12 protein-coding genes are annotated in these 14,073 nt (G+C 48.2%); 6 read left to right on the forward strand and 6 right to left on the reverse strand.

What is annotated here, in order from left to right; translation table 11 throughout:
* Window positions 1-229: 229 nt before the first annotated feature.
* Together AB4124_RS14700 and AB4124_RS14705 are read right to left on the reverse strand one after the other, a co-directional pair.
* On the reverse strand, window positions 230-703 hold the full coding sequence (locus AB4124_RS14700) for a Dps family protein (RefSeq protein ID WP_430111429.1): 474 nt from the start codon (window positions 701-703) through the stop codon (window positions 230-232).
* A gap of 206 nt (window positions 704-909) precedes the next feature.
* On the reverse strand, window positions 910-2,358 hold the full coding sequence (locus AB4124_RS14705) for a potassium/proton antiporter (protein WP_430111431.1): 1,449 nt from the start codon (window positions 2,356-2,358) through the stop codon (window positions 910-912).
* 191 nt (window positions 2,359-2,549) lie between these two features.
* Between AB4124_RS14705 and AB4124_RS14710 the strand changes: the two genes are divergently transcribed.
* Both AB4124_RS14710 and AB4124_RS14715 read left to right on the forward strand, forming a co-directional pair.
* On the forward strand, window positions 2,550-3,659 hold the full coding sequence (locus AB4124_RS14710) for a GNAT family N-acetyltransferase (protein ID WP_441973311.1): 1,110 nt from the start codon (window positions 2,550-2,552) through the stop codon (window positions 3,657-3,659).
* Between the two features lie 282 nt (window positions 3,660-3,941).
* Entirely contained in the window at window positions 3,942-4,178 is a 237-nt protein-coding gene (locus tag AB4124_RS14715; protein WP_430111437.1) for a hypothetical protein, read from the forward strand.
* Window positions 4,179-4,200: 22 nt separating this feature from the next.
* Here AB4124_RS14715 and AB4124_RS14720 read toward each other — a convergent pair whose 3' ends face one another.
* Window positions 4,201-4,863: a general stress protein gene (locus tag AB4124_RS14720; RefSeq protein ID WP_215159665.1), complete on the reverse strand. Its 663-nt coding sequence runs from the start codon at window positions 4,861-4,863 to the stop codon at window positions 4,201-4,203.
* A 236-nt stretch (window positions 4,864-5,099) separates the two neighbouring features.
* Here AB4124_RS14720 and AB4124_RS14725 point away from each other — a divergent pair, with 236 nt between their 5' ends.
* Entirely contained in the window at window positions 5,100-6,053 is a 954-nt protein-coding gene (locus tag AB4124_RS14725; protein ID WP_430111440.1) for a hypothetical protein, read from the forward strand.
* Window positions 6,054-6,125: 72 nt separating this feature from the next.
* Entirely contained in the window at window positions 6,126-6,365 is a 240-nt protein-coding gene (locus AB4124_RS14730; protein ID WP_098742453.1) for an NHLP leader peptide family RiPP precursor, read from the forward strand.
* A gap of 92 nt (window positions 6,366-6,457) precedes the next feature.
* Here AB4124_RS14730 and AB4124_RS14735 read toward each other — a convergent pair whose 3' ends face one another.
* The 3 genes from AB4124_RS14735 to AB4124_RS14745 all read right to left on the reverse strand — a co-directional run bounded on the left by AB4124_RS14735 (window position 6,458) and on the right by AB4124_RS14745 (window position 12,063).
* Window positions 6,458-8,347, reverse strand: a complete 1,890-nt coding sequence (locus AB4124_RS14735) for an ATP-binding protein (RefSeq protein WP_441973312.1) — start codon at window positions 8,345-8,347, stop codon at window positions 6,458-6,460.
* 149 nt (window positions 8,348-8,496) lie between these two features.
* The gene (locus AB4124_RS14740; protein WP_441973313.1) at window positions 8,497-10,413 is read right to left on the reverse strand and encodes an ATP-binding protein; all 1,917 of its coding nucleotides are present in this window, start codon (window positions 10,411-10,413) and stop codon (window positions 8,497-8,499) included.
* 198 nt (window positions 10,414-10,611) lie between these two features.
* Window positions 10,612-12,063, reverse strand: a complete 1,452-nt coding sequence (locus tag AB4124_RS14745) for a SulP family inorganic anion transporter (RefSeq protein ID WP_430111445.1) — start codon at window positions 12,061-12,063, stop codon at window positions 10,612-10,614.
* 353 nt (window positions 12,064-12,416) lie between these two features.
* Between AB4124_RS14745 and AB4124_RS14750 the strand changes: the two genes are divergently transcribed.
* Together AB4124_RS14750 and AB4124_RS14755 are read left to right on the forward strand one after the other, a co-directional pair.
* Entirely contained in the window at window positions 12,417-13,121 is a 705-nt protein-coding gene (locus AB4124_RS14750; protein WP_430111448.1) for a hypothetical protein, read from the forward strand.
* Between the two features lie 391 nt (window positions 13,122-13,512).
* Window positions 13,513-13,905, forward strand: coding sequence for a hypothetical protein (locus tag AB4124_RS14755; RefSeq protein ID WP_430111451.1), 393 nt, complete (start codon window positions 13,513-13,515; stop codon window positions 13,903-13,905).
* The last annotated feature ends 168 nt before the right edge of the window (window positions 13,906-14,073 follow it).

Here is a 14,073-nt window from a genome sequence, read left to right on the forward strand (position 1 = left end):
AAGACCATTCCTTTCTTTGAGCCTGAACATCTCAAGTTTATCGGAATGGTCTTAGTGGTCAAACCCTCAATCCCTCCACCCGCATAGCGGGTGGTTTTTTGTTTCGCGCGTTTCACGCACTCAACTGGCTAAAGCCATAAATAAAAAAAGAGATCAACCCCCATGAGGTCGATCTCTCTCTTTTATTTCCACAATCCGTCATGAGACGGCAAGCATACAGATGTGAGATTTATTTTCCCAAGAAGGCATTCAGCATCCAGGAATGCTTCTGTACATTGCTGACCATGCCTGTCAACAGATCGGATGTAGCGTCGTCCCCTTCTTGATCCGCGGCTTCGATGCCCGCCTTCAGTTCGTTGGCAAGCTGCTCGAAATCCGAAACCAGCTGTCCGACCATCTGTTCAGCCGTATTCTCATCGGAAACCTCCTGCAGCGTGGACAGCTTCAAATATTGCGCCATGCTGGCTGCCGGTTTACCGCCAATGGCCAGCATCCGCTCTGCCAGTTCATCCACATAACTCGCTGCTGTATTGTACAGTTCCTCGAATTTCTCGTGCAGCACGTAGAACTGATGACCTTGTACATACCAGTGATAGTGGTGAAGCTTCACACCAAGCAAACTCCAGTTGGCTACCTGCGTGTTCAAAATTTGTAGAAGTTCATTGGTTGTTGTTCCTTGTGCTTGTTGGGTTAAGTTACTCATTTATATCGTCTCCTTTAATATTGTATTTAGACTTATTCTAAATCCTTGTATTAATCATAACAGATTCTTGCCTCTTTTGCAAAGGAAATCGAAACTCATCAGATGAAGATAGGATGAAGAAATTAACTCCTATTTATACCTATCCTAATTTATTTTTAAGATCAACTGCAATGACAGGCATCATATCTCTCCGGCCATGAAGAACCCTAGGACAAGCCCAGGATCGTTTTCATTTCCTTCCGCTTTTGCTTTGGATTCATCACATATATAGTGTCCCCTGCCTCAATGATCGTACTCCCCTTAGGCGTAATGATACGCTTCTCCCGAATAATAGCCGTAAAGAGGATATCATCTGGCAGATTCAGTTGCTGAATCTCTTTGCCGACAATGGGCAAATCTCCATCCACCAGAACGTGGTTGATCTCGGAATCCGCTTGTCCAAGAGCCATTAACTCTAATAAAGTCGGTGCTTTGGCTTTATCCTTCTCCACCAGCGAAAGCTTTTGCGTAAGTGGAGAGATCGTAGTGCCTTGGATCACCGCTGAGGTCAACACAACAAAGAACACGACATTAAAAAATAATTCTCCGTGCCTGATGCCCGCCAGAACGGGATATGTAGCTAGGACGATCGGAACGGCCCCGCGAAGGCCCGCCCATGAAATTAATATTTTCTCCCGCATGGCAAATTTGGTGAACAACAGGCTGCTGAACACGCCGATCGGCCTGGCAATTAATATGAGAATCAAAGACAATAACAGTCCTTGCCATACGACCTCCGACAGCTCGTTCGGGAAAACAAGGAGCCCGAGCAGCACAAACATGACGATCTGCATCATCCATGCAAAACCTTGGTTAAATGCTTGAATTGTTTTGCGGTACGTCAGCTCGGTGTTGCCGAGCAGCAAAGCCATAACGTATACGGCCAGCAAACCGCTGGCACCAAGCCACGCGGCAGCGGCATAAGTCAGTACGGCGAATCCCAATGCCGTCACGGGATATAAACCCGAGGAATCGAAATTGATGCGATTGATCACATATACAGCCAGCATTCCAATAAGAACACCGACAACCAGGCCCAATCCCATCTCCTTCACGAAGGAAAAAATAAGACCGATCAAATGTAATTTCGGGTGTTCGATCCATTCGATTAAGGACACGGTTAGAAACACCGCCATCGGATCATTGCTTCCGGATTCAGCCTCCAGCGTCATTCGAATCCGTTTCTTCAGATTCGTTCCGCCGAGAACCGAGAAAACGGCCGCCGCGTCCGTCGAACCAACAATCGCACCAATTAACAGCCCCTCTTGTAACGAAATATCCAGAATGAATGCGGCGCATATTCCGACGACAACCGTTGTCAACAAGACACCAATCGTGGCAAGCGAAATCGCCGTCCCCAAAACCGGCTTGATTTCTTTGAAATCGGTCTGCATCCCGCCTTGAAACAATATAACAATCAGCGCAAATATCCCGACCAGCTGGGTGAGCTCCGCATTATCGTAATAAATGAAGCGGCTGAGAATCATCCCGATGGCAATAAACAGTACCAGGGCGGGCATGCCGAAGCGAGAAGAAAACTTGGTGGTGAGTACGCCTGTCAGAAGCAAAGCGCCGCATAATAAAATCATGGAATCAACAAAACTTGGCAAGCTCATCCCTCCGGTGTCAGATTCGTAAGTTATATTACCCGAAAACTAACCCTTCCTCGCACACAACAAGTGCTTCTTCAAGAACGGATTACGACGAAGCCGGACAAACAAAGAAGTTGCAAACGTTTACTGGAAATTCCACACCCAATGACTTTATACTGGTAACAAGCGACATACATAAGGGAGGCGTCAATCGAGTGAACATTTCTATTATGAAAAGCGATCAACTGCATCAAGCTGTTGAGCTGTCCAACCGTATTTTTCTGAAGCAGCCGGAACAGCCTTCTATGGGGGTATCCTTTCCTCCGATATTCTCACCGGGAATCAGCCATTCCTACGGCGCCTGGGATCAAGACAAACTCGTCTCATTCATGGGGTTCGTACCATTTACCATTCAAACTCGCGGTGCAAGGTTAGATGTCTATTCCATCGGCTCCGTATGTACGGATCCGGATTACCGGGGTCAGCGACTCGCAGGCAGTCTCCTGGAACAGTGTATCCGTCATGGGGAAGCTTCTGGGGCATCCTTAATCCTCATTTCCGGCGGCAGATCCCTGTACACCCGGGCAGGCAGCCGTTTGTTCGGCCGTGCATTCCGGTTCCAACTTGACCAGGGCGCCATTGAGCCCTTGCGGACGGTGACGGGAAAACAAGTGCGCATTCGGGCGATGCAGCCGCAGGATCTATTCCACCTTCAAAGGCTAATGGAGCAGCGGGAAGCCGGTTATGTCACCACGGCTTCGGAGCTTAACAAGCTGCTAGATGCAAGCGCCTACTCCAACGTGATCCGCCTTGAGCAGCAGGTGCTTGTCGCCGAAGAAGACGGCGTGCTGACCGCATTTGCCATCATCGCGGTACCCGGAGTTGTGATGACTCCTTCTAGAGAGTCTACCCTTGTAGAATGGGGGGGAAGCCCTGAAGCGGCGGCACTGGTCATAGCCGAGGCGATCTCGTCCTTCAACCTTTCAGAGCTAACGGTTCCGCTGCCTTGGCAGGATAAAGAGCTGGCAGCATTAATCCAATCTACCGGCGTCATGCCTGAATATATTCAGAATGAGGGGACCGTTTATTTGGTTAGCGGCCCGGAACTGCTTCGCCAGTTGGCTCCTGTGCTGCCTGAGGGGCTGATTCAAGCAGATGGCGAACATGGTCCTTACCGTATAACCCTGAACAATGAAGTATTGGAACTGGATGATGAGGGGTTGCTCTCGCTCCTGTTTGATCCGGAATCATCTTATCGGGCAAACGGAAGCGTAACCTTTGATCCTATTCCTCTCCCGTACACAGCAGGTCTTCAGTATATTTGACTTTAGGTGGACACTGAAGGTGCATTTGATCCTTCCCCTTAGCGGATAGGTCATTTGCACCTTTTTATTTGCTAGATTTCAGCTCCGCTTTCACATAGGATGAAATAACCTATCTGATAGAAAGCGGTGCATGGCTTGAGTCATCATCCTAAAAGAGGCCTTCAATCCCTAACAAGCCCATGTATTCCAGGGCTTTTCCTGGATACCCTTTCTATCCTTATCCATACTATCCACCTTACTATCCGGTCTATCCGTATCCTCCGTTTTATCCGGGATACCCCGGTGGCCACGGATTTCCTGGACACGGGCATGGACATGGCCCATGGCACCCTGGCAGACCGGGACACGGTCCGGGTTCGTGGTATCCCGGGGGTCCTGGTGGTCCTGGACACGGGCACGGACCTGGCGGTCCCGGTTACGGGCCGAGGGGAGCGCAGAGACAGCGCAATAAGCGGTAAACACACATTAACGCGCATGAACAAACCGCCCGGTTCATCCCGGACGGTTTGTTATTGTTAATCCATATTTTTATAAATAACCTTTATCGTCTCTTCGAAATTTCATTCCGATCCGGACTTATGGCACCGCCATTACCATCACCATAACCTTGATATAGGTTAGGGTCTGGAACTGCATCCTCGGTAGCAGCCGCTGCTTCAGAGCGTGAGTCTATCGGCGCGCCGGTACCGCTATAAGTGCCTTCTTCACGGTAATGATGTTCATTAATGGCGCTATTGCTGCGGAATATATCATATACCCGGCCACCATTCGTTTCATCTGCATCCACCATGACCAGAATATGGCCTTCATCCACATAGCCCCCATATTCCTCTGCTTGCTCTTCCGGAATTCCGAGGCCGATCAAACCACCAACCAATCCGCCCGCCCCAGCGCCTACGGCTGCTCCCGTAAGTGTTGCCGCAATCGGACCTGCCGCGATGATCGGACCAATGCCCGGAATGGCCAATGCACCTAAACCGGCCAGCAATCCGGTTACACCGCCTAACACACCGCCTGTGGCCGCTCCGGATGCCAAGCCCTCAGGTGCCTTAGTGCCGGTCTCGTCCTGAATATGAGAAGATTCACCGCGATCCTTGGCAATAACCGAGATTTCATCGGCTCTGAAACCTTGCTGCTTTAGTTCCTCAATGGCCCGGGTTGCTTCCTGCTCCGTCCGAAAAGCTCCTACAATTTTCTGAGTCATATGAATTCCTCCTCGTGGTCATTTTCGGTTTATCGCTGTACACCCCTAACTTAAACGTCAGTCGCCATAATCAAACAAGAAGACCAATGTACCGCCTGCAAAAGTACCCGCCACAGCATCAAAAATCCCATAATACCCCATTCAATGCAGCTGGTAATATTTAACTTTATGATGATCCATGTTAATATAGCAAGTAAGCACTTGGTTCCTTAAAAATAGAATAGGTTGGTGATTCCATGAACTGGTTCAAGCCATTCGAGGACGATCTTGCTGCCGCATTCTCAGCCTGCGAAGCAAGGCTTTCCGAGCTCCCTGCTCCCTTGAATAAAATCGGTCTTTCATACTTGAGAAAGTTTGACGTGTTCGAGCAGGACAGTTCCAAAAATTACATTTGTTATCTGCTTCCCTTCTGGATGAAAGAACTGACCTCACTCCCCGCCGATGTATACCGTCACCTCTCAGCGGCCAACATTATCGGCATGTTGTACTACTTCATTCAAGACGACATCATGGACTCGCCCTATGACAGTCAGTCTCCCATAGATCCTAAACACCATCTCGCACTTGCCAACCTGCTGTATTACGAGTTTCTCACATCCTATCAGCCCTACTTTCCAGCGAATTCCGACTTCTGGTCTTATTTCAAAAACTACACGCATGAATGGTCTGAAGGCGTCCTCCACGAAACCCGGGACGATTACTTTAAGCACAACAGGGCCATGATTGCAAAAAAGGCAGCTCCCGTAAAGCTGGGAAGCACTGCCGCACTGCTGTTATCTGATCAAGCAAGCCTCATTCCACGAACGAATGATGTGATGAACCAGGTTCTGCTGACCTTGCAGATGATGGACGATTGGACCGATTGGAAGCAGGATCTTGCGGATGGCAGCTACAACTGCCTGCTGTCTCTCATTAAATCGGAATTGGGACGACCACATGGCGCGAATCTGACGCTGCCCGAAGTTCAAGAAGCCATCTATATCAACAACATGATGAAGCCCTATGCAGACATTGCCGCAGCGACCCATACTCATCTCTTATCGATAGATATAGATGCCCCTCATCTCATCTCCTTTCATCAAACGTTGGTGGATGAGCTTCAAACCGAAGCGAATCATATCGAAAACAGCAAAGAAACGCTTTCTTATGGTGGGTTAAACTATTATTTGTCTATTCTAAGCAAAAAATAATAGATTTTATATTTGTTCCATGGTATTCTTTAAGAGTAAAAAATAACCAATTTATTTGAAAGGGTGATTCTTATGACGACAGAAGCCATCTTTCAAACACAATTGATTCAGAAAGCTTGGGAGGATCCTAGCTTTAAGGCAAAATTGCTCAGCGATCCGAAATCCGCCATCAAGGAAGTTCTTGGGGTACGGATTCCCGACCACATCGAGATTCGAACGCTTGAAGAGAACCCTAACGAGCTGTATCTGGTCATTCCTCCGAATCCATCAGGCGTGATCAAGTCAGAAGCCAAAGAAAGAGCCATCTGGTAAAGACTACATAACAGCGTGGACATTTCATAAATAGAAGTAATCGGTACAAAGAGTGGGGACGATAACCGTCATCGCTGCCGCAGCTTAGCGAATTATTCGCCAGCTGCGGGAAGCGTAATGACGGCATCCGTCCCCACTCCTTTTTTACTCGTAAAATAAATGTCTCCATCCATCGCCTCGATAATGCGGAAGGTCACCATCAGGCCAAGCCCCGTCCCCTTCGTTTTGTTGGAGAAATAAGGCTCTCCCAGCCGTGCCAACACATCGGGCCCCATCCCTTCGCCATTATCCACAACATGAATATATACCTGGTCTTGCTGGCGATAGCAGCGAATATGGACCAATCCCTCTTCGCCCAGCGCCTCGATGCTATTCTTAACAATGTTGATAAAAGCCTGCTTGAATTTCGAGGAATTCCCCCGAATCGTAATATCCTCCGGAATATCTACGGTGATCTTGCCTCCTTGGAGGTGTGCAAGCGGGCCTAGTATGCCTTCAATATGCTTAAACTCCTCCGAAACTCGAAGCACGGTGTCTTTGCCGAATTCCGGTTTGGCAAAGGTTAAGAAATCCGTAATAATGCCGGAAGCACGGTCCAGCTCCACCAGAGCCAAATCTAAATATTCGCGTTCAGCAGCTTGGGCTTTTCCGGTGAGAAGCTGCAGGAAACCCCGCGTTACTTGCAGCGGGTTACGAACCTCGTGCGCAACCGATGCTGCTAGCTCACTGATAATCTCCATTTTCTCCGAACGCTGCAGTTCATTGTTGAACATCTCAAGCTCCTTGGAGTATTGAAGAATCCGTTCGTGATTTTTGGCAAAATGCCGTCCGAGAATGACAATCAGGGCGATAATAAAGCTGACGATCCCCCATTTCCAAAGGAAGAGATTATAGCTGCCCCGAGTGAGGAAAAATTGCAGCAGCTCACTTAAGCCCACAACAGCGAATACCGCAAAGCCTGCATTAAAAATAACAGCGTCCTTATTTCCCTTAACGGCATAATACATGGAGCTTCCGACCAGCAATACAAATTGAACGATCATCACAACACCCATGACATGAACGGAGAAGAAATAATACAGGTCGAACCATTGATTCGAACCCCATTGATTAGCAATCAGAAACAGCCCACAAAACAGCGAGTAGACGATCTGGAACTTGCGGAGTTTACGCAGCGAACCCTTCCAGCCGGGCCCGAAGATTTTTTCAAAAAAGAGACTGAACGAAGGAAGTAAGATAAATAATGAGATGTCATATAAGTGAGTATACATATTGCCATATTGATTAAAAATCGTATAAAGAAACGGGGAGTATGTAAACACCAGGATGCCTACAGATAAAATAATTAAAGATAAGGATAATACAGCGATCAAATATTTTCGGTTCAGAAAAATAGCGCAGATCAACATCACCAATGCGATAAATACGAAGGCGCTCCCGAGAATGATGTCCATCAAATTCGACTTAACAAACCGATTAAACATGTCTTGATAATCGCCGACGAGGATTTTCCCTTCAATTGTCACATGATCCCTAGCGGTCTCCAGCCAGATGTGAAGATCCTTGCCGAGCATATCCTGATGCAGAGGAAGCAAAATGTAATTAAGCTCATAATTGTACGTTCGGGTAGATTCGTAAATCTTCTCATGGTCCGCATAAACCGCAACCTTCTGCCCGTGGAGCTTATCAATCAAAATGCCAGGGGATGTAGAGGCGATCTCGGGAATCCTCATATAAATCCACGCGGATGCCTTGGTATGCGGCTTAAAAGGCTTCGAATCACCGGCCGAAGTTTCCATCCAGTCATTGATGTGGACGGGCACGCTCTCCGGAATCCCTCGGGATTCCGACCAGAGGACTCTCCACTCCTTAATCGCTGCACGAGCTGCCGTTTCTTCGGTGGCAAAGACAAGCCTGGGAAACCCCTGGCTTAAAGTAAAAACGATGATCAGGAACACAGCGATTCTCCATCCAGACCTCATTGACGCACCTCAAACATTATAATGAGTGAAACTCTTACTGTGTTATTCGATGCAACAAAACCTTCCACCTTCTAATATTCGGAAAAATGATAAAATTTTCTATTAAAGATATAACAAAGAGAGATACCGTTACGGCATCCCTCTTAAATTTATACTTCCCCCTCCTGCAAAGCAGGTACGGCCGGAAAGCGGATAATAGCCTCTGTCCCGCTTCCTTTTTCACTAACAAAATGAATGGTGCCATGCATCGCTTCGATGATTCGAAAGGTGACCATCAAGCCGAGCCCCGTCCCTTTGGACTTATTGGAGAAGTACGCCTCACCCAGTCTCTCAAGATCCGCAGCATCCATTCCGATGCCGTCATCTTTGATGTGAATGACCACTTCTTCACCCTTGGCATAGGCCCATATGCGAATAACCCCTTCTCCATCCAGTGCCTCTATACTGTTCTTGACGATATTAATCATTGCTTGTTTAAGTTTGGAAGAATTACCGGTCATGTATAATTCCTTCGCGACATCCAGCTCGATCGTGCCCCCGCTAAGATTGGCCAGCGGCAGCAGGATGCCTTTCACATGCTTCAGCTCCTCATACACATTCAGCTTGACCTCATTCTCCAATTCAGGCTTAGCAAACGTGAGGAAATCCGTGATGATCCCCGAAGCCCGGTCCAGCTCCTTCAGCGCCAGTCCAAAATACTCCTTCTCCGCCTGCTTGGAGTTCTGTGCCAGAAGCTGCATGAAGCCGCGCGTCACTTGCAGCGGATTGCGAACCTCGTGTGCAACCGAGGCGGCCAGCTCGCTGATAATCTCCATTTTCTCCGATCGCTGAAGTTCATTATTAAACATCTCCAGCTTCCTGGAATACTGCAGCACTTGCTCATGGCTGCGGACGAATTTACGCCCCAGCATGACGATCAGAGAGACAATCAGTCCGATGATGCCCCATTTCCATAGAAAGAAATGGTATTGTCCGTCATGGTAATAAAAGGCCAGCAGATCTCCGAGCGCTGCTAACGCCATCATCCCGAAACCAACAGAAAAGATATAAGCGTCCTTATTCCGCTTGGAAGCATACAGAATCGTGGTACCGACAAGCAGCAGCATCTGCAGGATAATCAGAATGCCCAAGATCTTCACCGAAACAAGATAGTAAATCTCGTGAAATGAATGATCGCTGACCACCTGGGCAACTAGAAATATCAGGCACATTATGGAGTAGGCTATTTGAAATCTTCGGCAGTAGCGAATGACTCGATAGGGCCCGGAACCATATATTTTCTCAAAATAGTAATACAGCGCCGGCAGCACGGCAAAGAGTGAAATATCAAACACCGCGACCCACACGTTCCCCAGGTCTCCATAGAAGGTGTATAGGAACGGCGAATACGTAATAAGCATAGCCCCGCTTGCCAGAATAATCACACTAAGCGACAGCCAACTGGATACCGTATGCTTCGGAAGGAACAAGCAACAGAAAAACATGACCACCGCAATAAACAGAAACGAGCAGCCCAATATGAAATCTTCCAGGTCATTCTTAATAAAGCTTCCGCGCAGATGCTCATATTCGCCAAGTATAATATCGCCATCGATGCCTAACGTCATATCCCTGACGCCGTTTGTCCATATATAAACGGTCTTGCCAGCATCATCCGGATGGATCGGAAGCAGAAGAGAATGACTCGTATACATATAGTCTCGCTTGGCTTCATACACCTGTTCATTATCCAAAAAAGCCAAAACATCCTGTCCCTTAATGCGGGCAATCATGATGGCCGAATGCTTCCAAGGGAGAGCGGGCAAAGTAAAACGATTCCATGCTGAATACACCCCATCTGACTTTGGGGGTCCCGTCTTGTCTGGTATTCCCGCCAACCAACTTCTTCCCTGCAGGTTGACCGGCGAAACAACATCCTGTTGTTCGTCATCCCACATAAACTGCCAATCGGGTATCACGGTTTGAGCATTCTTTGCTTCCGATTTTCCCGGTGATATGATCGATATAAGCAGCAGCAGCGGCACTACCAGCAGAAGCAGGAATATGTATTTGGGCATATCCTTCATCTAGTCAGCACCTCTAACCGTCTATAGTCAATAAAAGTCCGCATCTTCACCGTCCGGCTGATTCGACAAACTTCGTGTTCATTTACAATCAATATAACATGAAACGTCTGTTCCGTTTGTAAAATTTTTATTACATAAAGGCAAAATAAAAAGGGATCGCTCTTAACCCTAAGGCTAAAAAGCAATCCCTTTTCGTTTCTAGTGAGTGGAGCTTGAAGCAAGGCCGACTTTATCAACCATCCGCTGACTTTCATCGTTCAACCCCACGAGCGTAATGGCTTTACCCGCTTCCTTGTACTTATTCAATACCTTGGAAATGGCATTCGTGGCTGACTGATCCCATACATGGGATTTGGAAAAATCAATCACGACATGCTCAGGGTCCTCATTCACGGCAAACAGGTTTATAAAATACATCATTGTACCGAAAAATAACGGCCCCCGGATTTCATATACCTTCATACCGTTTGGCTGCACATGCGGTATGGCCTGGATTTTTGCCATTTTCCAGCCGAAATTCAACGCGCTTAACATAGTACCGGTCATGACCCCGATGGCCAGATTATGCGTTGCCACCACGATGATCACCGTTGCCAGCATGACAATGGCATCACCCAGCGGAACACGGTGAAGTGTGCGAAGCGATCCCCATTCAAACGTACCGATCGAAACCATAAACATGACCCCGACAAGCGCTGCCATCGGAATTTGTTTCACGACGTCGCCGAGCACGATGATGAGAAACAGCAGGAACACACCAGACACCAGGGTTGATAACCGGGTGCGACCGCCTGATTTCACATTAATCACCGTCTGTCCGATCATAGCGCAACCGGCCATGCCGCCGAAGAATCCTGTGATCACGTTGGAAACACCCTGACCGCGGATTTCGCGGTTCTTGTCGCTGCCGGTATCCGTCAGCTCATCGACTAGCGACGCCGTCAGCAGCGATTCCGTCATCCCGACGACAGCAAGAGCTAGAGAAATAGGCAATATCGTCATGATCATATCCAAACTGATGGTTACATTCGGAATGTGGAAGAACGGAAGAGCCTGCCTAATGTTGCCCATGTCCCCCACCGTTTGCACAGGAGCCTTGAACCACACCGCTATGATCGTCATTACGATGATGGCAACAAGCGCCGAGGGAATCGCTTTGGTAACCAGCGGCAGCAAATAGATGATGAGCAGCGTTCCGATGACCATCAAGTACATCGGCCACGATTCACCCTTGAAATTCGGAAGCTGGGCCAGAAAAATAATGATGGCTAGCGAGTTCACGAATCCGGTGATGACCGGCTGGGGGACAAACGTAATAAACCGTCCGAATTTGAGCGCCCCCATCAACAATTGCAAGATTCCTGTAAGAATCGTTGCCGCATACAAATACTCAATCCCGTGCATCGCCACGAGCGGTCCCATTAATGATGCCATGGCCCCTGTCGCTGCGGAGATCATACCGGGACGTCCGCCGAAGAATGAAATACTGACAGCAATCACAAAAGAAGCATAGAGTCCGACCATGGGATCGACACCCGCCATGATAGAGAATGCGATCGCTTCCGGTATGAGAGCGAACGCTACCGTCAATCCTGACAAAATATCTCTGCGTGAATTGCCAAAGAAGCCTTGTTTAATCCATTGAAACAAAGTCCTAATCACTTCCTGTCCTATTGTAGTTGATTGACAATCCACTCTCAGGATTGTCCCGGTCCGATAGTCACTTTTTCGATTATAACGGGATCATTTCAAAATTTCATTATCTATTTAGCGGTCCTATTCCACGAATTCATACATTTTCTCCCGTTTGTTTTGAATTTCGTCCATTTTTCCTGTTTTAAAATTTTCATAATGCTGCAAATGACAGGGAAAGATAGAACTTGTATGGTTCATCATCGCCTGAACGTACCCGGGATTCATTCTTGCTTCAGCGGGTAAAGTCGAAGTATAGAAACCTGTTGTATTTTGAAATGTATTTGAAATCATAGAAGGAGATGGTCAATATGCGCGACGAAAACAATCGGAATACGCTGGCAGACTTGACATATTTGGAATTCGAGGCTAAGCGGAGAGTTGAGGATACGGAGATGATTCCGCAAGATGATCTGAGAGACGTCAACACCTACACGGAGCAAAGCCTAAGCAGCGAAGATGCGGACCATATCGCGTATGATCTGAATGAAGCGGCACCTGCGGATGCAAAACCGGAGGAGCGTATGGACCCGGATTACAGCGCCATCGATGCATGGGAAGCTACCGGTGCCGATCCCGAGCAGTGGACAATTGCCGACGAGAGAACCTTTTCCTCTTCACCCTCAGAGCAGGCAGAAGCAGACCGGATAGAGGGGGATCGACCAGTCGATGAAACCTACATTCGCGATGTCGCAGATGATGTAACGGATCGGGAATGGCGGGCCGTCGAAGGCGAACCCCCTTCTCGTCCCGGAGACGAAATTATCGGCCAATACTCCGGCGATACGGAGCGGCGGCTTGCAGCAGACGCATCATTAACCGGCAGCGGGACTGCGTTTTTAAACCAGGACATTTTTAAAGATTACCCGTCCGGAGAAGATGAGTACCAGCCGCTGGAGGATGTACCGGATGCGGACGCTATTGCGGCCAATAGCCCGGTGGACCCCGCTGCCCCGCCGACGGAGCAGATGCACGGTATCGATCTACTAAACGGCAGCCATGGCGGAGACGACTAAACCTGCAAAACCCGCCTCTCCAATAGGAAGGCGGGTCTTATACTAGTATAGGTACGATCGTCTATTTTCCGAATATGATATCCAGCCAGCCGAGAAATGACATCCACAGCAAGATGCCGATCAAGGTACCCCATATGAGTGCTGTTAATATGTTTCCCTTTCTTTCCATGCCTATGCCTCCCATACAACATCTTTATAGTAAAACAGTATGGGTCGAGCTATCAGTTCTTATACTAGCCAACCATTTCAAAGACTAGATTCACTAGGAGGAACCGCGGAAACTCTTCATCTTCCTGATCCTTCACGCCGGAAATGTGAACCTCTACGTTCACCCATGTCATACCTTCCAACATACACTACACTATACGACCCTGGAAGGATGATGCTGAATATGAAAGGATTGCCGCTCCATCCCTGCGGACATAAAATCACGCTCCAGCAGCGACTGGCCTCTTTAACCGGTCATCTGGTTGAAGTCAACGCACCGAACACCGGTTTAGAACCCGGACGTTTACAGCGGGTATTTCCGAAAAATTTCATCAAGGTACATGGCGAGCTCTTTATACCGTCCAGTCTCAACTCGGTTCGGGTATTTGATGTCAAGCCGCCGGGCAAAACGATGCTGGTAGGTGTGCGGACCACCTTCCCTACCCATGGTGCCTTTAACCGGATCCGTCTGGTCAGAATCGGAGCCGATTTTATTGAATTGCTTGCCAAGGATAAGAACCGTTCCCGGATTCTGCTCCCTCTAAACAAAGTGGAGGGCATATTTCCGGCGAAGTAGAGACAGTTCAAAGTTTTCCTTCCCTTAAGCTTCCAGACTTGCTACAAGTCCGGAGGCTTATTTTTTGAAAATAGAACGAGAAGCTGAACCGACTCGATCATCGCAAGGAAAACATCCTCTATACGCCGTCTATCTTCTGTGAGATTACTTCGATGGAAGCTTTAGATA

The sequence above is a fragment of the Paenibacillus sp. 2KB_20 genome (assembly GCF_052115765.1).
In the GTDB taxonomy this organism is placed as follows: Bacteria; Bacillota; Bacilli; order Paenibacillales; family Paenibacillaceae; genus Paenibacillus_AQ.

Bases quoted from the DNA above. Each gene is read 5' to 3' on its own strand.
- AB4124_RS14700 (WP_430111429.1), bottom strand. From the start codon at position 703: ATGAGTAACTTAACCCAACAAGCACAAGGAACAACAACCAATGAACTT.
- AB4124_RS14705 (WP_430111431.1), bottom strand. From the start codon at position 2,358: ATGAGCTTGCCAAGTTTTGTTGATTCCATGATTTTATTATGCGGCGCT.
- AB4124_RS14720 (WP_215159665.1), bottom strand. From the start codon at position 4,863: ATGACTCAGAAAATTGTAGGAGCTTTTCGGACGGAGCAGGAAGCAACC.
- AB4124_RS14725 (WP_430111440.1), top strand. From the start codon at position 5,100: ATGAACTGGTTCAAGCCATTCGAGGACGATCTTGCTGCCGCATTCTCA.
- AB4124_RS14730 (WP_098742453.1), top strand. From the start codon at position 6,126: ATGACGACAGAAGCCATCTTTCAAACACAATTGATTCAGAAAGCTTGG.
- AB4124_RS14735 (WP_441973312.1), bottom strand. From the start codon at position 8,347: ATGAGGTCTGGATGGAGAATCGCTGTGTTCCTGATCATCGTTTTTACT.
- AB4124_RS14740 (WP_441973313.1), bottom strand. From the start codon at position 10,413: ATGAAGGATATGCCCAAATACATATTCCTGCTTCTGCTGGTAGTGCCG.
- AB4124_RS14750 (WP_430111448.1), top strand. From the start codon at position 12,417: ATGCGCGACGAAAACAATCGGAATACGCTGGCAGACTTGACATATTTG.
- AB4124_RS14755 (WP_430111451.1), top strand. From the start codon at position 13,513: ATGAAAGGATTGCCGCTCCATCCCTGCGGACATAAAATCACGCTCCAG.